The sequence below is a fragment of the Arthrobacter sp. TMN-50 genome (assembly GCF_054511125.1).
Map to the genome: position 1 here is coordinate 52980 of NZ_JBTNDG010000005.1, position 26998 is coordinate 79977.

The window sequence follows — 26998 nt, forward strand, 5'->3', positions numbered from 1 at the left end:
GGTCACCAGCGCTATTGCGCGACGGCCTCCTCGCCAGCCCAAGCCTTCGCGTAGAACCGTGGGGAGAGCGATTTCACCAGTTCGGCATAAAGGCTCGGTTGCAGTGCCTGCGCTGAACCAACCGCGGCCCTCGATGCGAAAGCCGACACACCCAACCCGGCCTCTCGACCCTGCAGAGTCAGTCCGGCGGCTTCGAGGATGGTCGGGTACATGTTCAGCTGGTCCACATGGGGGCGCAGGGTGCTGTTCCTGTCCCTGTCCGGGACCCAGATACGATTGAAAATGCTGCGGTTATTGCTGTCACCCAACTCCTTGCTGAAAGCGTACCCGTTGCCCAACTGCTTCAAATGGTCACCCATAATCACGACAGCGGTGTCGTCGAGATAGCCCTTCTGCTTGAGATGGTCCACAAATCCGGCCACCTGCGTCATGGAACAGGAAAACACGGAGGTGACCTCACTCTGTGTATCCACGGTGCAGTAGTCGTAGATGTGCACCGGCTCGTGGGTGTCGAGCGTCAGCAGGGAGAGGTTGAACGGCTGACCGGTCCTCTCCGCCTCTGCATGCAGTTCGTCGATTTCGTCCTTCGCGTTGGCCAGGAGGCGTTCATCGCTCAGTCCCCAGTCGCTGCGGAAGGACTGGGCCGGCTCACCCGCCGCGCGCCAGTCGGAAAGGTCCTTCACCTCGGAGTAGCCGTGGCTGCCCAGGAAGACGTCCTTCGCGGCGAAGGAAGCGTTGGCGCCGCCCAGGAAGACGTTCTTGTAGCCGTGCTTGTCCAGGACATCGCCCAGGCAGGTAGACCCCAAAAGGTAGGTGTCGACGTTGCCTCCGAGTGCGTTGTAGGCACCACCGCCCGCGGCGGAGCCGATGCCCTTCAAGGGGATGCCGCACTGCGTCGAGATGAGCCCGGACATCGTCCATCCTCCGCCCGCATACTGCTGGAGGTTGTCCACGCTCTGCCAGCCGTCTGATGCCCGGGTAACCGCTTTGAGGGGGGCGAAAGCATCTTTCTCGAAGAGTTCGTCGTCTGCGAGGGTGGCCTCGCCGGACTCAAGATAAATCAGCACCAGGTTGCGCTTGTCGGCGTCGTCGGTGACGACAGGCTCCGTGTAGAAGTCGGCGATGTCGTACCGGGAGTTGACCGCCTCGAGGTAGTCCTCCACACCCACAGTCGAGGCAAAGGCAGAGGTACCGCCGACGACTACCGCGGCCACCAGAGCGGTGGAGACGGTACGCGGGGTCCACTGCGAGCGACGAGCACGTAGGCTGTCATCATCGCGACGACGCCTGCGCCGCCGGAAGTATTGCCACAAAGCAATCCCGACCGTAACGAGCAGGGGCAGCACGCCGATTCCCAGGACACTGATCCAGACGATCGCTCCGCCCCCGCCATCGGTTTCCACGGCGACAATGTTCAGGAGCATCTGGTTGACGGAGATCTCGCCCCAGTAGAAGCGGATGATGACGGCGGCCATGAGCAGTGCGATCCCCGCTCCGAGCAGGAGGTGGACCACAATGCGTCCCACGATGACACCGATCCGTCGGGTCACGCGAAGAATACGGCCAAGCATGGCGCCCTCTGCCTTCCAGGTGCCTGGATGTTCAACGAACACCCTCGACATCCAGCCCGTCCTCGGGCACACAGCAGCGTAGTACCGTTTCATGTCTCGTTCAACAGGTGTTCATCGGGGCGTAATGAACCGTTCATCCAGCGGAGAGTGGATGGCCATCAGTGGGCACTTTTTTCCCGGAGCGTTTGAGGCCACACTAGCTGGGTGATAATTGAGGGGTGACTGAAACCATTGCGCCCTCTGCCTCCCTTCACAACCCCCAGGTTCGCGGCTTCGCATCGGATAACTATTCGGGTGTTCACCCCGAAGTTCTCGCAGCTCTGGCTGCGGCGAACGGCGGCCACCAGACCGCGTACGGCGCCGACGTGTACACCCACCGTCTGCAGGAACTTATGCAGGAACACTTCGGTGCGGGTATCGAGGTGTTTCCCGTTTTCAACGGAACCGGCGCCAATGTCCTGAGCCTGCAGTCCCTGCTGCCCCGGTGGGGTGCGGTCATCTGCGCCCAGACCGCTCACATCAACAAGGACGAAAATGGGGCGCCAGAACGTATCGCCGGGATCAAACTCCTCTCCGTTCCCACCCCTGACGGCAAACTCACCCCGGAACTGATCGACCTTGAAGCCTGGGGCTGGGGCGACGAGCACCGGGCACAGCCGCTGGCAGTGTCCGTCACGCAGACCACCGAGTTGGGAACCCTGTACACGGTTGAAGAGATCAGGGCGATCGCCGATCACGTGCACGCCCGCGGCATGCACCTGCACATGGATGGAGCACGCCTTGCCAATGCTGCAGCCGCCCTGAATCTGCCGTTAAGGGCCTTCACCCGGGATGCCGGCGTGGACATCCTCTCCTTCGGTGGCACCAAGAACGGCCTGCTGTTTGGGGAATGTATTGTGGTCCTGAATCCTGAGGCGTCCACCGGGCTGACCTATCTCCGCAAAATGAACATGCAGCTGGCCTCGAAGATGCGCTTCATCTCCGCCCAGCTGATCGCGCTCCTGGAAGACGGGTTGTGGCTGCGGTCGGCGGTCCACTCAAACTCGATGGCCGCCCGCCTCACCTCGCTGGTCAGCGAGATCCCTGGGGTGCAACTCACGCAGCAGACCGCAGCTAATGCAGTCTTTGCTGTGCTCCCCCGCGACGCAGCGAACCGGGTCCGGGAGGAGTTTGCGTTTTACGACTGGGATGTCTCCACCGGCGAGGTGCGCTGGATGTGCTCCTTCGACACCACCCCCGAGGATGTTGACGCCTTCGCTGCCGCAATCCGCAGGGAGACAGCAGCCAGCGGGGGCCAGACCTAGGCCGACCCGCTTCCTCATAATCCGCCGCCGTCCATCGGCGAGCCTGCCCGGAGCGGGCGGCGGCGTGCCATAGCCTTCGTGAGTGAGCGCAATTGGCGACCTGACCCCGATGCCCCGTGAGTTTTTGTCGGCCCTGACAGAACTCCGACAGGCGACCTGCCGCAGCGAGATCCGGCTGGACGAAATTCCCGCCCCCTCGCGGCTGGCCCCTTTTGCTGTGGCCTTGGGCGCCGAGGTATTCCAGGCCGGACCGCAACGGATGCCCGTGCACGGACCCGCGCGGGCTGCCTTCGCCGGCACGGAACCCGAAGAGCTGGCCACCGGACGATTCATCCTCCTTCATGACCCGAACGGTTCCGAGTTGTGGGATGGGACCTTTCGGATAGTCACCTACATTCGGGCGCAACTCGAACCCGAAATGGGCAACGACTCGCTCCTGGGCTCGGTCGCGTGGACCTGGCTGGTGGAAGCCCTCCAGAATCACGGCGCGGAGTACGGTTCTGCCGGCGGGACTGCCACCCGGATTCTTTCGGAGAGCTACGGCACCCTGACCGACCGACCGGACAGCATCGACATTGAGCTGCGGGCATCCTGGACTCCCGACTCATCCCTGGTGAGGAATCATCTTGAGGCCTGGGCGGACATGGTCTGCACCTTCGCGGGCCTCCCCCCGCTCCCGGACGGCGTGGTGTCGCTGCCACATCGGCGTAGAAACTAGCGCCGCCCACTAATGACTCGGCTAAATCTCGGCGAAACGCTGGCACGGTCGTCCGAATCGCGCGGCTAGACTGGATTGACCATGACCTCGCAGACCTCCCAGCTTCCTGACGACCCCGCTCAAGGTGATGGCGCGCCCGATCAGGCCGCCGCAGAGCCACTCCCGCTCCTCAGCGAACCGAAGGACGGAGTGCCGCTGGTCATCGATACCCAGGCCGGCCTGGAACGGGCGGCGCGGGCCCTGGCACAGGGCACCGGACCGGCGGGAGTTGACGCTGAGCGGGCTTCGGGTTTCCGCTACGGGCAACGTGCGTTCCTAGTGCAGATCCGTCGCGAGGGATCAGGCACCTGGCTGATCGACCCCGAACCGTTCACCGACCTACGCATCATCGACGAGGCGCTGGAGGGCGTCGAATGGATCCTCCACGCAGCCTCCCAGGACCTCCCCTGCCTCTCGGAACTGGGCATGTGGCCTGACCGGCTGTTCGACACCGAACTGGCTGCCCGCATTGCCGGGATGCCCCGGGTGGGGCTGGCCGCCGTGATCGAAAGCCTGCTGGGGTACACCCTCGCCAAGGAGCACTCGGCCGCTGACTGGTCTCGACGGCCGCTTCCCGAACCATGGCTGCGCTATGCCGCCCTCGACGTCGAAGTGCTCACCGAACTACGCCGCGAACTCATCGACCTCCTGACCCGCGACGGCAAACTGGACTTTGCTGAGCAGGAGTTCGAGCACATCCGTCAGACCCCGCCTGCTGAGCCACGCGTTGATCCGTGGCGCAGGAATTCGGGGCTGCACCAGATCCGCGACCGCCGCCAGCTGGCGGCGGTTCGTCAACTGTGGCAGGAACGGGAGGATCTCGCGAAGAACAGAGACATCGCGCCCGGCAGGTTAATCCCTGATTCGGCTATCCTTGCGGCGGCCAAGGCAATGCCTGCCACTGTTCCCCAGTTGCTGGGCACCAGCGGTTTCCATGGCCGGGCTGCGGCGCGTGAGGCGCCGCGCTGGTTGCGCTGCATCAGCGACGCCCGCTCACTGACGGAGCTGCCTGAGCTCCAGCTTCCGACCAACTCACCACCACCCCCGCGGATCTGGGCCGACAAGGACCTCGAGGCCGCGGCGCGACTTGCCACCGCGCGCCCCCGGCTGGCAGCCATAGCAGAGACCTTGAATCTGCCCATCGAAAATTTGTTGACGCCCGACTATCTGCGTCGGGTGGCTTGGCGGCCGCCGTCTGACATCACTCTTGACTCAGTCAGTACGGCGCTCGCGGAACTGGGTGCCCGTCCCTGGCAGGTAGAGAAGACGGCAGCAGTGCTGACCGTGGCCTTCCTCGATCCGGATCCCCTGCCCGAAAAAGTCGTCCGGACCGCCGACTCCGCCCGCTAAAACCATCTCAGCGGTGATCGACTCTTCCTGCCGTCCTTGCAGCCTAAGTTACCCGCGAGTAACATAGGGTCAATCATGATCTCAAACCGAGTACAGACTCAATGAGGAGCAACAGGTGAGCACCACTCCAGTGCCAGCAAAGACCGCCGCAGGCCGCCGCATCAGGGACGTCGTCTTCGTTGACGGGGTCAGGACTCCGTTCGGCAAGGCAGGCGAAAAAGGCATCTACGCGGGCGTCCGGGCCGACGATCTCGTGGTGAAGTGCATCCGCGACCTGCTGCGCCGCAACCCAACCCTTCCCCCGGAGCGGATTGACGACGTCGCCATCGCCGCCACCACCCAGACCGGAGACCAGGGTCTTACCATTGGGCGGACCGCTGCCCTCCTCGCCGGTCTCCCCCGGTCAGTCCCCGGCTTCGCGATCGACCGGATGTGCGCCGGAGCCATGACTGCGGTGACGACGACGGCGTCAGGCATTGCGTTTGGTGCCTACGACGTGGTGATCGCCGGCGGCGTGGAACACATGGGAAACCACCCGATGGGGACCGACACCGACCCGAATCCCCGGTTCATGTCCGAGCGGCTGGTTGATCCGGCTGCCTTGAACATGGGCAACACGGCCGAGAACCTGCATGACCGCTTCCCTGCCATCACCAAGGACCGCACTGACGCCTACGCAGTCGCCAGCCAGACAAAGCTGGCTGCCGCCTATGCGGGAGAGCAGATCCAGCCTGATCTGGTTCCCGTCGCCTCCCGGAAAGACGGTGCTGGCTGGACCCTCAACACCGTCGACGAACCGCCCCGCCCCGGCACCTCAACTGAGGACCTCGCCGCGCTGCGCACCCCGTTCCGTTCCCACGGCAGGGTAACCGCTGGCAACGCTGCCGGCCTGAACGACGGGGCCACCGCCGCCCTGCTGGCCTCGACCGATGCGGCAGCAGAATTGGGTTTGCCGGCCAAGATGCGCCTGGTCGCCTACGCTTTCGCCGGCGTCGAACCAGAGGTGATGGGGATCGGACCGGTTCCTGCCACCGAGAAGGCACTGCGGCAGGCCGGGCTGTCCATCGAGGACATTGGCTTGTTTGAGATCAACGAGGCCTTCGCGGTTCAGGTGCTGTCCTTTTTGGACCACTTCGGCATCGCCGACGACGACCCCCGCGTCAACCGCTACGGCGGCGCCATTGCCGTCGGGCATCCCCTCGCATCCTCGGGCGTGCGGCTCATGCTGCAGCTTGCCCGGCAGTTCGAGGAGGACCCGACGGTGCGGTACGGCATGACCACCATGTGCATCGGCTTGGGCATGGGCGCCACCGTCATCTGGGAAAACCCCCACCACCCCGACTACTCGGCAACCACAGCGGAGGACGCAGCATGAGCTTTGACCGTTTTGAGGAACTCGCAGCACTGGTCCCGGACGAGGTGATCACTCACTCCTACGTCCAGGACATTCCGCTGCCGCATGACGCCGGGACCCTGGCCCTGATCACCCTGGATAACGGGCTGGACCACACCAAGCCCACCACGCTAGGCCCGAACACGCTGATTGAGCTGGGCCGGGTGCTGGAGGGGCTGAAGGCACGCGCTGCCAAGGGCGAGCTGGCCGCCGTCGGCATCACCGGGAAGCCCTACTTCCTGGTGGCTGGGGCCGACCTGTCAACCGTCAAGTCACTCAAAGCCGCCCAGTATGGCCAGCTGATGGCCGAACTGGGCCACGAGGCCTATCACCTGCTGGGGGGCCTGGGCGTTCCCAGCTTCGTGTTCATCAACGGTGTGGCACTCGGCGGCGGCCTTGAAATTGCCCTCGCGGCCGACTACCGCACCATCTCCACCGGAGCCAACGGCATTGGCCTGCCCGAAGCCTTCATCGGATTGGTTCCGGGGTGGGGCGGGGTCTACCGGCTGCCCCGGCTGATCGGACCGGCGGCCGCCGTGAAGGTCATGATCGAAAATCCGCTGAGCAACAACCGGATGCTGGACGGGCGCTCCGCGTTTGAGCTGGGCATCGCCGACGTTTTGTTTGAACCCGCCGACTTCCTCGAGCAGTCGCTCGCCTGGGCGGCCGCGGTACTCACAGACTCCTCGGCCGTTGTGGCCCGACGCGCCGGCCACGCCACCTACACCGACGGCGACTGGGACGCGGCAGCCGCAGCGGGGCGTGCCTTCGTGGCCGCCAAGACCTCCAATGCCGCGCCCGCGCCGGGCAGGGTGCTCGACTTGTTTGAGGCCGGGAAGACCCTCACCCGTGAAGAGTCGGCCGCCGCCGAGTGCGAAGCGCTGACCTTCCTCATGCAGACCCCCGAGTTCCATTCGACCGTCTACGCCTTCCTGGATCTGGTGCAGAAACGGGCCAGGCGTCCAGCAGGCGCCCCGGACCGCAAACTGGCACGCAAGGTGACGAAGGTCGGCGTCGTCGGTGCCGGCCTGATGGCCGGACAACTTGCCCTGCTGTTCGCCCGTCAGCTCAAGCTCCCGGTGGTTCTCACCGACATCGACCAGCAGCGTGTCGATAAGGGCGTAGCCTACGTCCATGCCGAGGTGGACAAGCTGCTGTCAAAGAAGCGGCTCTCCTCAGATGCGGCAAACCGTACCAAAGCGCTGGTCACCGGATCGGTCTCCAAGGAGGCGTTCGCTGACGCAGATTTCGTCATCGAGGCGGTCTTCGAGGAGATGAGTGTCAAGAAGACAGTCTTCGCTGAGGTGGAGGCCGTGGTGTCGGCCGAGTGCATCCTGGCCACCAATACCTCCTCGCTGTCCGTCACGGAGATGGCAGCGGATCTGGCCCACCCCGAGCGGGTGGTGGGTTTCCACTTCTTCAATCCAGTAGCCGCCATGCCGCTGCTGGAGATCGTCAAGGCGCCGCACACCGACGACGCTGTCCTGGCGACGGCCTTTGCGTTGGCCAAGGAACTGAAAAAATCAGCAGTGCTGGTGCAGGACGCTACGGCGTTTGTGGTCAATCGGATTCTCGGGCGGATGTTCGGCGAGATCACAGCCGTCTTCGACGAAGGCACCGACGCGGAAACGGCCGACAACGCCCTGCGCCCGATGGGGTTGCCTATGACTCCGTTCCGGCTGCTAGCCCTGGTCGGCCTACCGGTCGGTCAGCATGTGCAGGAGTCCTTGCATGCTGCGTTCGGCGACCGTTTCCACGTCTCAGCGAACCAGCAGAAACTGATTGACGCGGGGATCAAGGGCCTGTGGGTGAAGGGTGACGACGGCACTGAGACGGTGCCCGATGCAACCCTGACCCTGATGTCGCGGGGGAACTCTCCGTCGGACGGTGCCGAGGTGCTGCGCCGGACCCAGGATGCTCTTGCAGATGAGATTGGCCGGATGCTCGCCGAGGGCGTGGTCGCTGCCCCCGAGGATATTGACCTGTGCGTCATCCTTGGCGCTGGCTGGCCGTTCCATCTCGGCGGTATCACACCGTATCTGGACCGGGTGGGGGCCTCCGAGCGGGTCAATTGGAAGACCTTCCACTCGGCGGGTTAGGACAGCACCTGCCATCTGGTGGGGGACCTGGACCGGCGGGGTCAACCTGGAGATCGGTGAGCGATATGTTACTCACCGATCTCCAGGTTGCTCACCGCCCCCGCCCCCGGCGACGCCCGTCCCAGGATTTAACTGCGGAAGCCCCTCAAATGCGGGTTCCGCAAACCAATATCCCTGGAACAGGCCGATACCCGCCGCCTTGAGGGTCAGAAACTCCGCCTCAGTCTCAATGCCTTCTGCCAGCACCGTGATGTCGAGGTCCCTGGCCATGCCCACGATGCCGGTAACGACGGCCTGCCGCGCCGGACTGGTGTCGATTCCCCGGATAAGCTTCATATCGATTTTGATCAGGTCGGGCTGGAAATCGACGAGGAGCCCCAGCCCCGCATGTCCAGCGCCAAAGTCGTCGATGGCTGTGGTGAAACCATGTTTCCGATACTCGGTGATGATATTCGTGAGGTGTCCGGTATCCGCGACCTCCTCGTTCTCGGTGAATTCAAACATGATTGACGACGGCGGAAAGCTGCACCGTCCGGCTGCCCGCAGTGTCGCACGAAGGCAGGCAGCCGGTTCGTAGACAGCGTTCGGCATAAAGTTGATCGAGAGCTTCAGCTGCTCGCCCGCAGGAAACAGCCGCGCTGCCAGTTCGATAGCCTTGACCCGGCAATCCTGATCGAAACGGTACTTTTGCTTGGGTGAAACCTGGGACAGGACCTCAAAAGCGCTTTCCCCTGTGATACCTCTCACCAACGCCTCGTAACCCCAGACGCGGTCGGCAGCCGCGTCGTAGATCGGCTGGAAGGCCATGCTGAAGTCGAAGTCGAGCTGTGAAGCTGTAGTGCAGCCCTCGCATGCCATGGCTAGCCAGCTGTCCTGGGGAAGATCCGGTCGAGTTCCTGGCGCTCCGTTTCGGAGGGCACCCAGCATACGGCTGCAGCGTTTTGCTGGATCTGTTCCGGCTTGGTGGCCCCTGCAATGACCGACGCCACTGACGGTTGAGCCGCCAGCCAAGAGAACGCCACCTGAAGTTCGGTCAGGTCACGGGCCCGGGCGAACGCACCGAAGTCGGCAAGCTGGTTCCAGTCAGCACCATCCAGCAGGTTGGTGCGGGAATGGGTCAGCCTGCTACCGATGGGTACCTTAGAGGCGCCGTATTTGCCGGTCAGAAGCCCGTTGGCCAGCGGAAAGAAGGGCAACACGCCAATCCCGTAGGATTCGGCGGCAGGAACCACCTCGGCCTCGATCTTTCGCTCCAGCAGATTCCAGTGGTTCTGGGCGGAGATGAACGGGGTATACCCGCCCAGCTGGGCAACAAACTCTGCTTCGGCGATCTGCCAGCCGGCACGGTTCGAATGCCCGATGTACCTGACCTTGCCGCTCTGGACCAGCGCATGGAGGGCCGACAGCGTCTCGTCGATCGGCGTCAGCGGGTCGGGCGCGTGAAACTGGTACAGGTCGATCCAGTCGGTGCCGAGACGCCGCAAGGAGGCCTCGACAGCCTTCATGATGTAGCGGCGCGAGCCGCGGGCACCCCAATCGGGGCCGTTGGCACCTTTGAGGTCCAGCCCAAATTTGGTGGCGATCAGCACGTCGTCGCGGTTTTTGACGAGGGCCTTGCCGAGCATTTCCTCGCTCAGACCGGGCGTCTTGCCGTAGGAATCCGCCACATCAAAAAAGTTGATCCCCGCGTCGACGGCCGCATTGATCACGGCGTTGGTACCACGCTGAGTCTCCGTCGGCGTTCCGGCGCGACCCAGATTGTTACACCCCAGCCCCACTACCGAAACGTTCAGTCCGGAGTTGCCGAGTCTGCGATATTCAGTCATGGCACTACGCTACAACACCCGTTACCCGAGGCACCTTTCGATGCCCGGGGTAACGGAGCATTGCTGCGGGATCAGGAGAACCAGATCCCAATTTCACGCTGGGCGGATTCAGCTGAGTCCGACCCGTGAACCAGGTTCTGCTGGACCTTCAGGCCCCAGTCCCGGCCGAGATCCCCTCGAATGGTGCCGGGCGCGGCAGCAGTTGGCTCGGTGGCACCGGCAAGGGAACGGAAGCCCTCGATGACCCGTTCGCCTTCGAAGATGGCCGCAACGATGGGCCCGCTGAGCATGAACTCAACGAGTGGCTCGAAGAAGGGCTTGCCGACATGCTCGGCGTAGTGCTCTTCTAGGAGATCACGGGTGGCGGACACCAGCTTCAGGTCCACCAGGGTGTACCCCTTGGCTTCTACCCGGGTCAGGATGGTCCCGGTCAACGCGCGGGAAACGCCGTCGGGCTTGATCAGTACAAGAGTGCGTTCAGCGCTCACAGAAGTCCTCCAAAGTGTTGGATATAGCCAGTGGAACTCTACTAAAGATTAGCCCTGGGCTCCGACCCGCCCTCGGGGTTGGCCAGTTCCCATTCAGCTTGCTGACGGTCCCGCTCCACGTTCTCCGCGTCCAGGCGCCTGCCGGTCCGGATCCCATACAGCCAGGTGAGGGCGAACAGCACACCAATCAGGAACATGGTGGGCTCGATAATCCCGGTGGCAATGATCAGCAGCTGCAGCGCCCAGCCGATGGCAATACCGTAGGGCTTGGTGAGAAAGGCGCACGCACCCACCAGCGCCAGCGCGAGGATCACGCCGACCGACAGGATCAGTGCGGGTGGAATGGTGTCGCGGAGGAGACCAAACGCCGCGAGGGTAGCGAACAGCACCACCAGGGCTTCCAGGGTGAGGACCACCGAGGCAAAGGTCACCTTGATGGAACGCCGCTTTTTCGGCGTCCCGGGCCGCCACTCCCGCTGCGCCTTGGTCATCCGGCGCTTTCGATTTTGTTCCATCGTCAATCCGCCTTACTTGCCGAGCAGGGTCCGGGCCTCCCCCACCACCGTGATGGAACCGGTGATGAGGATGCCTCCCGCGAGGTCGTTGTTTTCCTCGGCCTTCATGACTGCCCACTCCAGGGCGTCATCGAGGCGTTCGGCAATGTGGACATGTTCTTCGGCGAATCCAGCCGCCAGTGCATCCTGGAGAAGGTCAGCGGCGGGAATAGCGCGGGGCGAGTTCGACTGGGTCAGGCAGATGTCCTCAAGAATTCCGCCCAGCTCCTCATGCAGCTCCGCCAGGATGGCGCCTGCGTCCTTGTCCTGCAGCACACCTACCACCAGGATGAGCCTGCTGAAGTCGAACGACTCCCTGACTGCCGCGGCGGTCGCCTTGGCGCCGGCGGCATTGTGGGCGGCGTCGACGATGATGCTGGGTGCGGTGCGCACCACTTCGATCCGTCCCGGCGACGTAACGGTCCTCAGACCCTCACGGACCACCGCCGCATCGAGTTCCCTGCTTCCGCCACCAATGAACGCCTCCACCGCTGCGACGGCGACGGCGGCGTTCTGTGCCTGATGCGCGCCATGCAGGGGCAGCAACAGCTCTTCGTACCGGCCCGCGATACCGTTGATGGACAGGACCTGTCCGCCGACCCCAACGGTCCTGGTTTCGACCCCGAATTCCACTCCCTCGAATCGGAACTCCACACCAACCTCGCGCGCCCGTTCCAGCAGCACCTGGGCGGCCTCTTGGGGTTGGGCGGCACTGATCAGGAAACCGCCGGGTTTGATGATGCCCGACTTTTCCAGAGCAATGTCGTATTCGGTGTCGCCGAGGAGCTCAGTGTGGTCGAGCGAGATCGGCGTGACCACTGCCACCTGGCCATCGCCCACATTGGTGGCGTCGGTGATGCCGCCCAAACCGACCTCGATAATGGCGACGTCGACGGGTTCGTCGGCGAAGACAGCGAACGCAAGGATGGTAACGCTTTCGAAGTAGGTCAGCCGGGGATTCCCTTCCGCCTCGAGCTCGGCGTCGATGATTTCCAGGAACGGACGGATCTCGTCCCAGATCCTGACGAAGGTTTCGTCGGAGACCGGTTCGCCGTCGATGCTGATGCGCTCGGTGACCCGGCTCAGGTGCGGGCTCGTGTAGCGGCCCGTCCGGAGCTCGTGCGCCCGCAGGATGCTTTCGACCATGCGCGCCGTGGAGGTTTTACCGTTGGTCCCGGTGAGGTGGATGATCGGGTACGCCTTGTTGGGTTCACCGAGGATTTCCATGGCCCGAAGCATCGGTGCCATCCGGGGTTCCATCTTGTTCTCGGGTGCCCGGCTCAACAGTTCCGCATAGACGCTCTCGACCGAGAACTGGTCGAAGGCTGCAGGCTCTGAGCCCATCGGCTCCGGGGTCTGCTGGCTCATGGGTGCCTCTCTACTGTCACTGTGAACTCGCCGGCTGCTGGCTGGCCGTCTGCCGACGCCGCGGCGACGACCTGAAGCTCGTGGGTGAGCGTTTCCGCTTTGATGAGTGCTGCGTTCGACGTCAGGGCGTCGACCAGCTCGGGTGCGGCACCCAGGGTGGTGGTGATCCTGTCGCTGATGTGAAGGTCTGCGTCGCGTCGGGCCTGCTGGATGGCACGGATGGCATCCCGCGCCGAGCCTTCGGCCGCAAGTTCCTCGGTCACCACGGTGTCAAGGACCAGGAAACCACCGCCCGGCAGGACCGTGACGGCCTTGCCGGCGTTGTCGCTGTCGTCGGCAACAACGGTTTCGAGCGTGTACTCGTGGGGTTCGAGCGGCAGCTCCCCCGCAGTCACGGCGCCGTCCGCGGAGACCGACCAGTCGCCGGACTTGGCGGCCTTGATCGCTGCCTGCACGTTCTTGCCGAGGCGCGGTCCGGCCGCGCGTGCGTTCACCACGAGCTTCTGCACTATCCCGAATTCCTCGGGCGACGCGTCCTTCGCATCAAGCAGCCGAACGGTCTTGATGTTCAACTCGTCAGCGATGATCCCCTGGTACTGACCCATCAGGTCACCGGCCGACGGCGCTACGACCGTCAGGTTGGACAGCGGCAGCCGGACACGGAGGTTCGCTGCCTTGCGCAGGCTGGACCCGGTGGAGCAGATCTGGCGGGTGCGCTCCATGTGTTCGACAAGCTCCGCAGCGTCAGGGAACGCTGTTGCCTCGGGCCAGTCCGTCAGGTGCACCGAGCGACCACCGGTGAGTCCACGCCAGATCTCCTCGGTGACCAGCGGAAGCAGCGGGGCTGCCGCCCGGCACACGGCCTCGAGGCAGGTGTAAAGCACATCAAAGGCATCAGTGTCCTCGTCGAAGAACCGCTGCCGGCTGCGCCGCACGTACCAGTTGGTCAGGGTGTCCAGGTAGCGGCGCAGCGCCTCGCAGGCGTCGCTGATGTTGAACCCGTCGAGTGCTGCCGTCGTGTCCCGCACCAAATTTCCGGTGTAGGCGAGGATGTACCGGTCCAGTGGCTCGGCGAGACGATCGGCCTGTTCCGGGCTCACCGATTTCGCCTCGTACCCGGCGCCGCCGGCAGCAGCGTTCGTGTACAGGCTGAAGAAGTGCCACACGTTCCACAGCGGCAGGATGACCTGCCGCACGCCGTCGCGGATGCCCTGCTCGGTGACGATCAGGTTGCCGCCGCGCAGCACGGGGGACGACATCAGGAACCAGCGCATGGCGTCGGCGCCGTCGCGGTCCAGGACCTCGGTGACGTCCGGGTAGTTGCCCAGGCTCTTGGACGCCTTCTGCCCGTCGTTGCCGAGGACGATGCCGTGGCTGATGACGTTGCGGAACGCGGGCCGGTCGAACAGGGCGGTGGACAGCACGTGCAGCATGTAGAACCAGCCACGGGTCTGGCCGATGTACTCGACGATGAAGTCGGCAGGGTTGTGCGACTCGAACCATTCCTGATTCTCCATCGGGTAATGCACCTGGGCGAAGGGCATGGACCCGGAGTCGAACCAGACGTCCAGGACATCCTCAACGCGGCGCATGGTTGACTGGCCCTCCTCGGGCGACCGCGGGTCGTCGGGATTGGGGCGGGTCAGCTCATCGATGAACGGGCGGTGCAGATCGGGCTCCCCTGCCTTGTTCAACGGCAGCCGGCCGAAGTCCGCCTGGATTTCGGCGAGCGAGCCGTAGACGTCGGTGCGAGGGTAGGTGGGGTCGTCGGACTGCCAGACCGGGATGGGGCTGCCCCAGTACCGGTTTCGGCTGATTGACCAGTCCCTGGCGTTGGCCAGCCACTTCCCGAACTGCCCGTCCTTCACGTTTTCCGGGATCCAGTTGATGCCCTGGTTCAGGTCAACCATCCGGTCCTTGATCTTGGTGACCTCGACGAACCAGGAGGACACGGCGCGGTAGATCAGCGGGTTACGGCACCGCCAGCAGTGTGGGTAGCTGTGCACGTAGCTGGCCTGGCGTACCAGCCGGCCACCGTCCTTCAGCACCCGGGTGATGGGCTTGTTGGCGTCGAAGACCTGCAGTCCCACGATGTCAGCGAGCGGCCCGTGGCCGTACATGGGCAGGAAGCGGGCTCCTTCGTCCACGGAGAGGATGACCTGGATGCCAGCCTCCTCACAGATTTTCTGGTCCTCTTCGCCGTAGGCCGGCGACTGGTGCACGATGCCGGTACCGTCGGTGGTCGTCACGTAGTCGGCGACCAGGAACCGGAAGGCGTTGCGGTAGCCGCCCTGCTCGGGGTCTGTGAGGTAGTCCCAAAGGGGCTCGTAGGTCAGATCCGCGAGTTCGCTACCCTGCAGGGACCGCTCGACGGCGGCAGTACCTTCTTTCGCGGAGGGGTAGCCCAGGTCCTTCGCATAATTGCCCAGGAGGTCGGCGGCGATCAGGAAGCGCCGCTCGTCGTCGGCCAGCGCCGGGCCGGCGGGAACCACGGCATAGGTGATGTCCGGCCCGACGGCGAGGGCCGCGTTGGTGGGCAGGGTCCAGGGTGTGGTGGTCCACGCGAGGGCGTGGACTCCGGCGAGCTCCTGGGACAGCGCCGAGCTGCCACCAAGGAGAGGGAACGTGACGGTGACCGTCTGGTCCTGGCGGTCCTGGTAGACGTCGTCGTCCATCCGCAGCTCATGGTTGGACAGCGGCGTCTCGTCCTTCCAGCAATACGGCAGCACGCGGTAGCCGTTGTAGGTGAGCCCCTTGTCGTACAGGTTCTTGAACGCCCAGATGACCGACTCCATGTAGTCGATGTTGAGTGTCTTGTAATCGTTGTCGAAATCCACCCAGCGGGCCTGGCGGGTGACATAGTCCTGCCATTCGACGGCGTACTTCATCACGGACGAGCGGCAGGCGTCGTTGAACTTGTCGATGCCCATCGCTTCGATCTGCGCCTTGTCGCTCATGCCCAACTGCTTCATGGCTTCCAGCTCGGCAGGCAGGCCGTGGGTGTCCCAACCGAAGCGGCGTTCGACGCGGTGACCACGCTGGGTCTGGTAGCGGCCGACCAGGTCCTTGGCGTACCCGGTGAGGAGATGACCGTAGTGGGGTAGCCCGTTGGCGAACGGGGGGCCGTCGTAGAAGACGAACTCGTTGGAGCCATTAGCGCCGTCGGGCAGATCGGCGTGGCGCTGGTCGATCGACGCCTGGAAGGTACCATCCGCGCCCCAGTACTTGAGGATGCGTTCCTCGATCTCAGGAAACCTCGGCGACGCCGAGGACGAACTCGGCGACGCCGAGGAAACGGAAGCGCCAACGGCGCTGTCAAGGCTGGTGGCCTTGGGGTAGATCTGTGGCATGTTGTTCATCCTGTAGGCAAGGTGTGGTTCATTACCTGCGAGGACGTGTCCAACAATTGGGTCAGCCTGCAACCCCACGTTGAACCCGCGGTACCACCTCACTTGCCGCCAGCGAGAAGAAAACCTCTCGCGGCTGCCACTTCGTGACCGCTGTGACGGGCTTACCCGTCCGGTTCTACTACCCCGCTGTACGCCTGATTGGTGATCCGTCTGGCGCACGGCGGAGGTTCTTCCGGAAGCTCACCGGTGATGGCCGGGTCAAAGCTGTTGTTATAAGTCTAGCGGAAACCGGGCGGCACGCGCGGGCCTCCGGTACCCGGGCCTACTGCTTCCGGATCACCTTGTGCGCCGCCGCCTGCGCCAGCGGTCGGACGACGATCTCGTCGAGGTTCACATGATGGGGCACCGTGACCGCGTAGGCGACGATATCCGCGACGTCCCCGCTGGTGAGCGGCTTTTCGACGCCGTCGTACACCTTTGATGCGGCGTCGGCACTGCCGAGCCGGTTGAGGGAGAACTCTTCGGTGTGCACCAGTCCGGGCAGTACCTCGATCACGCGGACCCCGTGCTCGGCTTCTTCGAGGCGGAGCGCCTGGGTCATGGCCCGCTGGGCCGCTTTCGCCGCGTTGTAGCCGCCACCGCCCTCATAGGAGACCATGCCGGCAGTGGAGGTGAGGTTCAGGACGGTGCCACCCACTGCCTGCGCCCGCAGCAGGGGAAGGAAAGCCCTGATCATTTTCATGGTCCCGACCACGTTGGCCTGGTACATCCAGTCCCAGTCGGCGGTTTTCGCCTCGACCATCCGGTCAGCGCCGCGCGCTCCTCCGGCGATGTTGATCAGTGTATCGGCGCCGCCAGCGTCGGTGACGATGCCGAGCAGCCGCTCGACGTCGTCGTCCTCGGTGATATCGGTGGGCACGGCGATGGCCCCGGTCTCGGCGGCAACGTCCGCCAGGCGGTCGGCGCGCCGGGCGACGGCGAAAACCCGCCACCCCTGGGCTGCAAGGAGGCGGACCGTGGCCTGTCCGATGCCTGTGCTTGCTCCGGTGACAACTGCTGATCGCTGGGTCGGCGTGTTCTGGGGGGAAGTCATGGATCCAACTTATCGTGAAACAATTGCCGGTATGGCTGAACACACTCCGGGCACAGACACGCCCGCAACCGTAAATGTCCCTGACAAACCGGTTCTCGAGGGTCTCGAGTCCCGACTCGCCGCGCAGTGGCGGGCGAACGGCACCTACACCTTCGACCCCGAGACGTCCCGGGCGGAGGTGTACTCGATTGACACTCCCCCGCCGACCGCATCCGGTTCGCTGCACGTGGGCCACATGTTCTCCTACACTCAGACCGACGTCGTCGCGCGGTACCAGCGGATGCGCGGCAAGAACGTGTTCTACCCGATGGGCTGGGACGACAACGGCCTGCCCACCGAGCGCCGGGTCCAGAACTACTATGGAGTGCGCTGCGATCCGTCGGTCGCCTACGACGCCGGCTACACGCCTCCCACCGAGCCGCCCAAGAACCAGCGTGACTTCGACGCCGTGTCCCGCCGGAATTTCATCGAGCTGTGCGAGGAACTCGCGGTCCAGGATGAGTTGGTCTTCGAGAATCTGTTCAGCACCCTTGGCCTGTCGGTGGACTGGAACCTGACCTACCGCACCATCGACGACACCTCACGGGCCGTCAGCCAGCGTGCGTTTCTGGAGAACCTCGCCGCTGGCGACGCCTATCTGGCCGAGGCTCCCACCCTCTGGGACGTCACGTTCCGCACCGCAGTGGCCCAGGCCGAACTCGAGGACCGGGAACAGGCTGGCGCCTACCATCGGATCGCGTTCCACACCTCGGACGGGGAAAAGATCTTCATCGAGTCGACCCGCCCCGAGTTGCTACCCGCCTGCGTGGCGTTGGTCGCCAATCCCGACGACGACCGGTACAAACACCTGTTCGGCACCACTGTGACGTCGCCGCTGTTCGACGTCGAGGTGGAAATCAAGGCCCATTCGCTGGCCAAGCCTGACAAGGGCACCGGCATCGCAATGATCTGTACGTTCGGTGACCTCACCGATGTGATCTGGTGGCGTGAACTGCAGCTGCCGACCCGCGCCATTGTGGGCCGCGACGGGCGGATCCGGTCCGAAATCCCCGAGTGGATCAGCACCGGGAAGGCGCAGGAAAACTACGCTGCGATCGCGGGGAAGACCGTGTTCAGTGCCAAGGAAGGCGTTGCCGCCCTGCTGCGCGCCAGCGGGGAACTGGAGGGCGAGCCAAGAAAGGTGGTCCACCCGGTCAACTTCTATGAGAAGGGCGACAAGCCGCTCGAGGTTGTCACCAGCCGCCAGTGGTACCTCCGCAACGGTGGACGTGACGAGGCCAAGCGGGAGAAGCTCATTCAGCGGGGCCGGGAAATCGACTTCCATCCAGCGTTCATGCGGTCCCGATACGAGAACTGGATCGAAGGCCTCAATGGTGACTGGTTGGTCTCCCGCCAGCGTTTCTTCGGTGTGCCGATCCCGGTCTGGTACCGGCTGGACGCCGACGGTGAACCCGAATACGGGACCCCGATCGTTCCCTCCCACGATGCGTTGCCCGTGGATCCGGCCGCCGAGCCCGCCCCAGGCTTCGAGGAAAGCTCGCGCAACCAGCCGGGCGGTTTCGTGGGCGAAAACGATGTTCTGGACACCTGGGCCACCTCGTCCCTGACACCCCAGATCGTGGGTGGTTGGCCGAAGAACCCTGACCTGTTTGCCAAAGTCTTCCCGTTCGATCTTCGGCCGCAAGGTCACGACATCATCAGAACCTGGCTGTTCTCGAGCGCTGTGCGCGCAGATGCGCTGCAGGATTCGGCGCCCTGGCGGCATGCTGCGCTGTCCGGCTGGATCCTTGACCCCGACCGCAAGAAGATGTCCAAGTCCAAGGGCAACGTGGTGGTCCCCACCGACGTGCTCGAGGAATTTGGGGCCGACGCCGTCAGGTACTGGGCCGCTTCAGCCAAGCTGGGCGCCGACACCGCGTATGAGATCGCCCAGATGAAGATCGGGCGTCGGCTGGCGATCAAACTGCTGAACGCGTCGAAGTTTGTGTTGAACCTGGGTGCCACCGAGCACACGGTCCTCACCGATGACACCTCGGTGGTCACGAACCAGCTGGACCTGTCCTTGTTGGCCCAGCTGGCGCAGGTCATTGACGCGTCGACCGCCGCGTTCGATAAGTACGACTATGCGAAGGCCCTGCAGCTCAGCGAGACGTTCTTCTGGTCCTTCACCGATGACTACGTGGAGCTGATCAAGGACCGCGCCTACGGTGCGGCGGGCGAGGCCGAGCAGGCCTCGGTGCTGGCCACGCTGGCCACAACGCTTGACGCTCTGCTGCGCATGTTCGCCCCGTTCCTGCCCTTCGCTACCGAAGAGGTCTGGAGCTGGTGGCGCACCGGATCGGTGCACCGGACCGAATGGCCGACGTCGGGTCACCTCACCGGCACCATCCGCACCGCCGACACCGGCGTCCTCGGCACGGTGGCACTCGCACTCGGAGGCATCCGCCGGTCGAAGTCCGAGGCGAAGGTGAAGCAGCGCACCGAGGTGCTCAGCGCCGTCGTCAACGGCTCGGCTGCGCAACTACGCCAGCTCAACGCCGGGTTGAACGATCTGCTCGCAGCGGGAAACGTGCGCGAACTGCGCCTCGCCGAGGCCGAAGGCGAACTATCCGTCTTCGAGGTGGAACTGGCACCCGTCGAGGCGGTGTAGCGCTCAGGTCAGGCGTGAAGAGGCCCCGCAGACCAGGTAGTCTGCGGGGCCTCTCTGCGTCCTGGCTACCTGTTTAGTCGAAAACGGGGGCTTCGGTGCGTGAACGCTTCAGTTCGAAAAACTCGGGGAACTCGGCGAGCATGACCGCGCCGTCGAAGATCCGTCCTGCATCTTCACCGCGGGGAATGCGGGTCAGCACTGGACCGAAGAAGGCGGTGCCGTTGAACGCGACGACTGGCGTTCCCACTTCATCGCCAACGCGGTCGATTCCATCCTGGTGCGACGCACGGAGCTGGGGATCGTATTCCTCGCTGGTGGCGTAGGCGGCCAACTCTGCGGGCAAACCGACTGCTTCAAGGGACTCGCTGATAACTGCAGCGAAGTCCTCGTTTTTTTCCTGGTGAATCCGGGTGCCCATGGCGTCGTACAGCTTCTTGATGTTGTCGTTGCCGTGGAGTTCGGCTGCAGCGATGATCACGCGCACCGGCCCATAGGCCTGCTTCATGAACTCCTGGTACTCCTCGGGGAGGTCCCGGCCCGCATTGAGGACGGCAAGACTCATCACGTGCCAGTCCACCTTGATGCTGCGGACCTTTTCCACCTCTTCGATCCAGCGCGAGGTCACCCAGGCGAAGGGGCAGGCGGGGTCGAACCAGAAATCGGCTTTTTGGACGCTGTCTGTGGGAACGTTCGTTTCAGTCATGCTTCGTACAACCGGAGCATTCACCAGCCTATTCCGGCAGACCGCTCGTTAGGCTGACTTATTGCGGCGCTTCGCGACGACGTCGTGCGAGATGAGGGTGGGCTCCGCCTTCTTGGCGACCACCGCTTCGGTGATGACCACCGTGGCGATATCGTCCCGGCTCGGCAGGTCAAACATCACCGGCTGAAGCACTTCCTCCATGATCGCCCGCAGCCCACGGGCTCCGGTGCCGCGTTCCAGCGCCTGATCAGCAATTGCCTCAAGAGCCTTCGGTTCGAAGGTCAGCTCAACGCCGTCGAGCATGAACATCTTCTGAAACTGCTTGATGAGGGCGTTCTTCGGCTCCGTCAGGATCTGCATGAGCGATTTCTGGTCCAGGCTGGTCACCGTGGTGATGACAGGCAGCCGTCCAATGAACTCCGGGATCAAGCCGAACTTCAGCAAATCCTCGGGCATCACATCCCCATAGCTGGCTTCTTCCATTTTCAGCGAGCTCAGTGGCGCGCCGAAGCCGATGCCCTTGCGTCCTGCCCTCGAGCCGATGATCTCTTCGAGCCCGGCAAAGGCTCCGGCAACGATGAACAACACATTGGTGGTGTCAATCTGGATGAATTCCTGGTGGGGATGCTTGCGACCACCCTGGGGTGGCACCGAGGCGACGGTACCCTCAAGAATCTTCAGCAGGGCCTGCTGGACACCCTCGCCGGAGACGTCACGGGTGATCGACGGGTTCTCGCTCTTGCGCGAAATCTTGTCGATTTCGTCAATGTAGATAATGCCCTGCTCGGCCTTCTTGACGTCATAGTCAGCGGCCTGGATGAGCTTGAGCAGAATGTTCTCGACATCTTCGCCAACATAACCCGCCTCCGTGAGCGCCGTGGCGTCGGCGACGGCGAAGGGAACGTTCAATCGGCGGGCAAGGGTCTGCGCCAGGTAGGTCTTGCCGCAGCCGGTGGGTCCGATCAGAAGAATATTTGACTTGGCGATCTCCACGTCTTCGGTAGGCACCGCGTCGGAAAGGTTTCCCGTGTTGCGCGGGGTGTGCCCAGACTGGATCCGCTTGTAGTGGTTGTAGACGGCGACGGCGAGCGAACGCTTGGCGGGTTCCTGCCCGATGACGTATTCCTGCAGGAAGTCGAAGATCTCGCGGGGCTTAGGCAGCTCGAAGGTGCCCAGGTCGGCGACCTCGGAGAGTTCCTCCTCGATGATCTCGTTACAGAGATCAATGCATTCATCGCAAATGTAGACGCCGGGCCCGGCGATCAGTTTGCGGACCTGCTTCTGGCTTTTCCCACAGAAAGAGCACTTAAGCAGATCTGTGCTCTCACCAATGCGAGCCATATGTCAGTCCCCTTACGTGGATCTGTTGAATAGGCAGCCAATGTCCAGGTTGCCGGAATCGGCTACCTTCCACTCTAGGACAATTGAGACTGCTATTCAGCATCAGAAGGCCCGTGGTGCGTTTGTTTCACACCACGGGCCCGGTCCTGCGGAAAGCTGGTTACGGCTTGTTGATCTTCGGCGGGGTCATCTTGCGGGACGTCAGGACCTCGTCCACCAGCCCGTAGGCTTTGGCATCCGCGGCCGTCAGGATCTTGTCACGCTCGATGTCGATGTTGACCTGCTCCGAGCTCTTGCCGCTGTGCAGTGCCAGCGTGTCCTCAAGCCAGGTGCGCATCCGCATGACCTCGTTGGCCTGGATCTCTAGGTCCGAAGCCTGGCCACCCTGGCCACCACCGAGTGCTGGCTGGTGAATCAGGACCCGGGCGTTCGGGAGAGCGAGGCGTTTGCCGGGGGCTCCGGCCGCCAGCAGAACGGCTGCCGCGCTGGCGGCCTGCCCCAGGCACACGGTTTGGATTTCCGGCCGGATGAACTGCATCGTGTCGTAGATCGCTGTCATGGCGGTAAACGATCCGCCCGGGGAGTTGATGTACAGCGTGATGTCCCGCTCCGGGTCGGTGGACTCAAGGACCAGCAGCTGGGCCATGACGTCGTCGGCTGACGCGTCGTCAACCTGCACACCGAGGAAAATGATGCGATCCTCGAACAGCTTGGTGTACGGATCCTGGCGCTTGAAGCCGTAAGGGGTGCGCTCTTCGAACTGCGGAAGTACGTAGCGGTTGGACGGCAACTGGGGTGCGGTGCCGCCTGCTGCGGCTCCAAAATTGTGGTTCATGGTCTCTCCTGGGTGGTCTCTGCTGTGGTGGGTAGGGGTGCAGGCCGCAGCGGTTAGTCGCGCTGCGTGCCGCCGCCGCCCGATACCGCGTTGGCATGCGCAGCGATCTTGTCGAAGAATCCGTACTCCAGGCCCTCCTGAGCGGTGAACCACTTGTCGCGGTCGTTGTCCTTGAGAATCTTCTCGACCGTCTGCCCGGTCTGCTCTGCGGTGAGCTCAGCCATGACCCGCTTCATGTGCAGGATCAGTTCTGCCTGGATCCTGATGTCGGAGGCCGTGCCACCGATACCGCCGGACGGTTGGTGCATCAGCACACGGGCGTGCGGCGTGGCGTAGCGCTTGCCCTTGGTGCCCGAGGACAGGAGGAACTGTCCCATTGATGCGGCAAGCCCGGTGGCGACTGTCACGACGTCGTTGGGGATGAACTGCATCGTGTCGTAAATGGCCATCCCTGCGGTGACTGACCCGCCCGGCGAGTTGATGTACAGAAAAATGTCCTTGTCGGGGTCTTCGGCCGACAGGAGCAGCAGTTGGGAGCAGATGGCGTTGGCATTGTCATCCCTGACCTCGGAGCCGAGCCAGATGATGCGCTCCTTGAGGAGCCGGTTATAGATGTAGTCATCCCGGCCAGCGGGGTCTACGGTCGCCATGGTCGGTGTGGTGGGTTCGATTGCCATTGGAAGTTAGCCTCTCACTCTGGTCGGTCTACCGGATGCCGGCAGCCGACCGTTTGTCTCTCATTGGACAGTAACTTGTTTGGGGGGTCGTTTGATCCCGCTGCGGAGGCTGTTCGCTGACGGCGCACCAGCGCGGGGGCTGCGGATGTTAACGCCTGAGGGCCGCCCTCCCAACGGGAAGACGGCCCTCAATCGTTAATGGTGAGACGAGGCTTTACTAAGCCTTGCCGGACTCTTCATCAGCTGCAGCCTTGGCCTTCGCTGACTTCTTGGGGGCAGCTTTCTTGGTGGCGGTCGCCTTCGCAGCCGACTCCTTCTCAACAGCCGGCTTTTTGGCAGCAGGCGCCTTCTTGGCCGGCTTCTTCTCGACGGGTGCCTCCGAGGGGGCATCCTCCGAAGGCACGTCCGGAGTTGACTCGTTGGCTTCGTCCCCCGGGGCTTCGACCTCCGACTGGGCGTCGGCTGCTTCGTCGCCGGGGCGAACGAAATCGCTCAGGTCGACAACCGCACCGGAGCTGTCCTTCACGACGGCGAGTTCCAGCACCTTGGCGAGTGCCTTGCGGCGTCGAACTTCTCCGACGATCATCGGAACCTGTCCGCTCTGATCCAGCATTTGGGCGAACTGGTTTGGCTCCATGCCGTACTGACCAGCCGTCGACACGATGTAGTCAATCAGCTCAGGCTGGCTAACACCGATTTCTTCCTTCTCAGCGATCGCGTCGAGGATCATCTCATTGCGGAACGCCTGCTCGGTGTTTTCGCGGATCTCGGTGCGGTGCTCTTCGGTGTCGTGGCCTTCAGCGTTGGCGTGGGCGTTCTCGCCGGTGAAGTGCTGTTCCAGCTGATCGTCGATGAACGCTGCCGGAACTGGAACCTCGATGAGTTCAATGAGCTTCTCCAGGACGAGATCGCGGGCCTCAACACCCTGCTCGGTGACCTTCTCATCGGCCGCGCGCTTGGTGAGATCGGCCCGCAGTTCGGCAATCGTGTCGAACTCGCTGGCGAGCTGTGCAAAGTCGTCGTTAGCCTCAGGCAGTTCGCGTTCCTTGACGGCAGAAACCTCGACCTTGATCTGGGCATTGCTGCCGGCGTTGTCGCCGCGAGCCAAGGTGGTTTCGAAGATTGCGTCCTCGTCGGCGCTCAGACCGGTGACGGCTTCGTCCATGCCTTCGAGCATGGTGCCGGAGCCGACCTGGTACGAAACGTCCTGGGCGGCGTCAACCTGCTCGCCGTCGACGGTTGCTACCAGGCTCAGGGTGAGGAAGTCACCGTCAGCAGCGGGACGGTCGACCGCGGTCAAGGTTCCGAACCGGCCGCGCAGCTCATCAAGAGCGTTATCGACGTCGGCGTCAGACGCCTCAGCGGCCTCGACGGTTACCTCGAGGCCCGAATACTCGGGGAGGGTGATCTCCGGGCGAACGTCCAGCTCGACGGTGAACAGGAGCTGTCCATCTTTCGCCGCCGGATCCGGCACCTCGGTGATCTCGACCTCAGGACGGGTCAGGGGACGGATCCCGGTTTCCTGAACGGCGCTCTGGTAGAAGCCGTTCAGACCATCGTTGATGGCGGTCTCGATGACGTAGCCGCGACCCACTCGCTGGTCAATCAGTTGGTTCGGGACGCGCCCCTTACGGAAGCCCGGAACCTGGACCTGCGCGGAGATGGTCTTGTAAGCCGCATCAATGTTGGGCTTGAGCTCCTCGAAAGGAATCTCCACATTTAGCTTCACTCGCGTGGGAGTGAGGTTTTCGACAGCGCTCTTCACGGCGTAGTACTCCTGAATGATTGAAGATGATGACCACACGGCGTCCGTGGATCTACCGGAACGGTATCCGCGGCGATAATGCAGAGTCGGGGTGACAGGAGTTGAACCTGCGACTTCCTGCTCCCAAAGCAGGCGCTCTACCAAGCTGAGCTACACCCCGTAAGTGCAGCCATCAGTCTACGTAACTTTCGCTCCAGTTGCACATTTGGCTAAACGGCCCTGCCTGTGGTGTAGTTATAGGCGTTCCGACGGCCTGAGCCACAAAGTATCACGTGATTTGCTCAGGTTTCCAGGGGATGTAGCTTAGTGGTAAAGCCTCAGTCTTCCAAACTGATGATGCGGGTTCGATTCCCGTCATCCCCTCCAGAATGCTGGTGGATCTTCCGGCGAAACGTAGCGAAAAAGTACCCCCACCAACACGGCGCGGGGTGCTTTCTTGTTATCCTGACGAGCCTTCAAGGCGCCTGGCAGCCGGGACACCAGTACAGTTTCCGTGCGGCCATCTCGGCAACGGCAACGGGAGTGCCGCACCGACGGCAGGGCAAGGCCGCCCGCCCATACACGTAGTGTGCGTCCCCGCGCTTGACCCGCGACGACGACGACGCACGGTCGGCCGGCGACGTCGTAATGATTCGTCCGGCACGTACCCCGTCCCGCATGGTCAGGGCGATGTCGTTCCACAGGGCCGTTGCGTCCTGACTGCTGATCGACTTACCCGGGCGCCAGGGGTACAGCTTCTGCCGGAAGAGCGCTTCGGCCCGGTAAATGTTTCCCACCCCGGCGATTACCGCCTGATTCATCAGGAGCAGACCCACGGGGCTGGCGCTTTTGCGCAGGCCAACCGTGAACCGGAGCACGTCGTCGCCGGTATCGTCGTCCGCGAGCGGATCCGGGCCGAGACGGGCGACGACGGCGTCCCGCTCGGGTTCGGTGATTACCTCGCACGCTGTCGGACCACGCAGGTCTGCCCAGCCGTCATCACTGACCAGCCGCAACCGGACCGCTCCCACCGGGTCCGGGGGTCCGTCATAGGCGGCATGGGGCGCGCCGGAAAGTTCCCGTTCACCGATCTTGCGCGGCGCTCCGATGCTTGAGGCCCCCATGAAGGACTTGTCGCCGCCGAAGCTCCACGCACCGTAGAGCCCCAGATGCACCCGCAGGAAGATGGGCGGTGTTGGACTTTCGTCGGGGGCGTCGGCGAACTCAACGAAGAGCTGCTTCCCATGAGCCGTGGCGCTGGTCAGTACGCGGCCGTCCAGGCCCGCCGCGCCGGCCACGAAGCGGCCCTGTGGGCTCGATGCTGCCACCCGCTGGCCGCCGAAGACTGATGACAGCTGCAACGCGAGCCGGTGAATTGAATGGCCTTCGGGCATAGCAGTTACCCGCTGACGCTGCCGGTGGTCTCATAGGCGGCGATCTGCCCGATCCGGCGCGCGTGCCGCTCGGCGTCGCTGAACGGCTCGGCGAGGAACGCCTCGATGATCAGGGTTGCCTCAGCCACCGAGTGCTGCCGTCCGCCGACCGCCACCACATTGGCATCGTTGTGCTGCCGGGCCAGTTTCGCTGTCGCCAGGCTCCAGGCCAGAGCGGCGCGCACACCTCGTACCTTGTTGGCGGCCATCTGCTCTCCATTACCTGACCCGCCCAGCACAATACCCAACGCGTCACGCCCTGCCTGCTGGTCAATGACCACAGCCTGCGCGGCGTTGATGCAGAACCCGGGGTAATCGTCCTCGGCGTCGTAGGCCTGGGGTCCATGGTCAACAACCTCGTGACCGGAGCGGCGCAGGTGCTCGATCAGGTGGGCACTGAGCTCCATGCCGGCATGGTCGGTAGCGATATGAACGCGCATGAAAAATCCGTTTCGATGAGGT

The 26998-nt window shown here is 63.6% G+C and carries 21 protein-coding genes and 2 tRNA genes; 7 read left to right on the forward strand and 16 right to left on the reverse strand.

What is annotated here, in order from left to right; genetic code table 11:
* Positions 1 to 11: 11 nt before the first annotated feature.
* A complete protein-coding gene (locus ACX80A_RS08510) occupies positions 12 to 1622 on the reverse strand; it encodes an LTA synthase family protein (RefSeq protein WP_459259275.1) in 1611 nt (536 codons plus the stop codon).
* Positions 1623 to 1789: 167 nt separating this feature from the next.
* Between ACX80A_RS08510 and ACX80A_RS08515 the strand changes: the two genes are divergently transcribed.
* From ACX80A_RS08515 to ACX80A_RS08535, 5 genes are all read left to right on the forward strand, one after another.
* Positions 1790 to 2875, forward strand: coding sequence for a threonine aldolase family protein (locus ACX80A_RS08515; protein WP_459259276.1), 1086 nt, complete (start codon positions 1790 to 1792; stop codon positions 2873 to 2875).
* Between the two features lie 109 nt (positions 2876 to 2984).
* On the forward strand, positions 2985 to 3593 hold the full coding sequence (locus tag ACX80A_RS08520; RefSeq protein WP_459259384.1) for a DUF3000 domain-containing protein: 609 nt from the start codon (positions 2985 to 2987) through the stop codon (positions 3591 to 3593).
* 81 nt (positions 3594 to 3674) lie between these two features.
* A complete protein-coding gene (locus ACX80A_RS08525; protein WP_459259277.1) occupies positions 3675 to 4982 on the forward strand; it encodes an HRDC domain-containing protein in 1308 nt (435 codons plus the stop codon).
* Between the two features lie 115 nt (positions 4983 to 5097).
* A complete protein-coding gene (locus ACX80A_RS08530) occupies positions 5098 to 6357 on the forward strand; it encodes a thiolase family protein (RefSeq protein ID WP_459259278.1) in 1260 nt (419 codons plus the stop codon).
* Complete coding sequence (locus ACX80A_RS08535) at positions 6354 to 8474, forward strand: 3-hydroxyacyl-CoA dehydrogenase NAD-binding domain-containing protein (protein ID WP_459259279.1); 2121 nt, start codon at positions 6354 to 6356, stop codon at positions 8472 to 8474. Before ACX80A_RS08530 ends, ACX80A_RS08535 begins: the two co-directional genes overlap by 4 nt.
* A gap of 72 nt (positions 8475 to 8546) precedes the next feature.
* On the opposite strand, the gene ACX80A_RS08540 is transcribed toward ACX80A_RS08535, so the two are convergent.
* The 7 genes from ACX80A_RS08540 to ACX80A_RS08570 form a co-directional block, all read right to left on the reverse strand.
* The gene (locus ACX80A_RS08540; protein ID WP_459259280.1) at positions 8547 to 9281 is read right to left on the reverse strand and encodes an EAL domain-containing protein; all 735 of its coding nucleotides are present in this window, start codon (positions 9279 to 9281) and stop codon (positions 8547 to 8549) included.
* 53 nt (positions 9282 to 9334) lie between these two features.
* Positions 9335 to 10300 carry an aldo/keto reductase gene (locus tag ACX80A_RS08545; RefSeq protein ID WP_459259281.1) on the reverse strand — a complete coding sequence of 322 codons (966 nt, stop codon included), beginning with the start codon at positions 10298 to 10300 and terminating at the stop codon, positions 9335 to 9337.
* Between the two features lie 71 nt (positions 10301 to 10371).
* Positions 10372 to 10788, reverse strand: a complete 417-nt coding sequence (ndk, locus tag ACX80A_RS08550) for a nucleoside-diphosphate kinase (RefSeq protein WP_459259282.1) — start codon at positions 10786 to 10788, stop codon at positions 10372 to 10374.
* 41 nt (positions 10789 to 10829) lie between these two features.
* Complete coding sequence (locus ACX80A_RS08555; RefSeq protein ID WP_459259283.1) at positions 10830 to 11303, reverse strand: DUF4233 domain-containing protein; 474 nt, start codon at positions 11301 to 11303, stop codon at positions 10830 to 10832.
* A 12-nt stretch (positions 11304 to 11315) separates the two neighbouring features.
* Positions 11316 to 12710, reverse strand: a complete 1395-nt coding sequence (locus ACX80A_RS08560; protein WP_459259284.1) for a bifunctional folylpolyglutamate synthase/dihydrofolate synthase — start codon at positions 12708 to 12710, stop codon at positions 11316 to 11318.
* On the reverse strand, positions 12707 to 16069 hold the full coding sequence (gene ileS / locus ACX80A_RS08565) for an isoleucine--tRNA ligase (RefSeq protein WP_459259285.1): 3363 nt from the start codon (positions 16067 to 16069) through the stop codon (positions 12707 to 12709). The genes ACX80A_RS08560 and ileS overlap by 4 nt, the downstream gene beginning before the upstream one ends.
* A gap of 313 nt (positions 16070 to 16382) precedes the next feature.
* The gene (locus tag ACX80A_RS08570; protein WP_459259286.1) at positions 16383 to 17153 is read right to left on the reverse strand and encodes an SDR family oxidoreductase; all 771 of its coding nucleotides are present in this window, start codon (positions 17151 to 17153) and stop codon (positions 16383 to 16385) included.
* A 31-nt stretch (positions 17154 to 17184) separates the two neighbouring features.
* On the opposite strand from ACX80A_RS08570, the gene valS reads away from it, so the two are divergent.
* Positions 17185 to 19803, forward strand: coding sequence for a valine--tRNA ligase (gene valS, locus ACX80A_RS08575; protein WP_459259287.1), 2619 nt, complete (start codon positions 17185 to 17187; stop codon positions 19801 to 19803).
* A 73-nt stretch (positions 19804 to 19876) separates the two neighbouring features.
* Here valS and ACX80A_RS08580 read toward each other — a convergent pair whose 3' ends face one another.
* The 6 genes from ACX80A_RS08580 to ACX80A_RS08605 all read right to left on the reverse strand — a co-directional run bounded on the left by ACX80A_RS08580 (position 19877) and on the right by ACX80A_RS08605 (position 25284).
* Positions 19877 to 20506 (reverse strand): mycothiol-dependent nitroreductase Rv2466c family protein, encoded by a 630-nt coding sequence (locus tag ACX80A_RS08580; protein ID WP_459259288.1) that lies wholly within the window; start codon positions 20504 to 20506, stop codon positions 19877 to 19879.
* 48 nt (positions 20507 to 20554) lie between these two features.
* Positions 20555 to 21847, reverse strand: a complete 1293-nt coding sequence (clpX, locus tag ACX80A_RS08585) for an ATP-dependent Clp protease ATP-binding subunit ClpX (RefSeq protein WP_459259289.1) — start codon at positions 21845 to 21847, stop codon at positions 20555 to 20557.
* 160 nt (positions 21848 to 22007) lie between these two features.
* The gene (locus tag ACX80A_RS08590; protein ID WP_459259290.1) at positions 22008 to 22682 is read right to left on the reverse strand and encodes an ATP-dependent Clp protease proteolytic subunit; all 675 of its coding nucleotides are present in this window, start codon (positions 22680 to 22682) and stop codon (positions 22008 to 22010) included.
* A gap of 53 nt (positions 22683 to 22735) precedes the next feature.
* On the reverse strand, positions 22736 to 23332 hold the full coding sequence (locus tag ACX80A_RS08595; RefSeq protein ID WP_459259385.1) for an ATP-dependent Clp protease proteolytic subunit: 597 nt from the start codon (positions 23330 to 23332) through the stop codon (positions 22736 to 22738).
* 244 nt (positions 23333 to 23576) lie between these two features.
* The gene (gene tig / locus ACX80A_RS08600) at positions 23577 to 25124 is read right to left on the reverse strand and encodes a trigger factor (protein ID WP_459259291.1); all 1548 of its coding nucleotides are present in this window, start codon (positions 25122 to 25124) and stop codon (positions 23577 to 23579) included.
* An 86-nt stretch (positions 25125 to 25210) separates the two neighbouring features.
* A tRNA-Pro gene (locus tag ACX80A_RS08605) sits at positions 25211 to 25284 on the reverse strand.
* Positions 25285 to 25416: 132 nt separating this feature from the next.
* Between ACX80A_RS08605 and ACX80A_RS08610 the strand changes: the two genes are divergently transcribed.
* A tRNA-Gly gene (locus tag ACX80A_RS08610) sits at positions 25417 to 25490 on the forward strand.
* 89 nt (positions 25491 to 25579) lie between these two features.
* On the opposite strand, the gene ACX80A_RS08615 is transcribed toward ACX80A_RS08610, so the two are convergent.
* Complete coding sequence (locus ACX80A_RS08615) at positions 25580 to 26497, reverse strand: Fpg/Nei family DNA glycosylase (protein ID WP_459259292.1); 918 nt, start codon at positions 26495 to 26497, stop codon at positions 25580 to 25582.
* Positions 26498 to 26502: 5 nt separating this feature from the next.
* A complete protein-coding gene (locus ACX80A_RS08620; protein WP_459259293.1) occupies positions 26503 to 26976 on the reverse strand; it encodes a ribose-5-phosphate isomerase in 474 nt (157 codons plus the stop codon).
* Between the last annotated feature and the right edge of the window lie 22 nt (positions 26977 to 26998).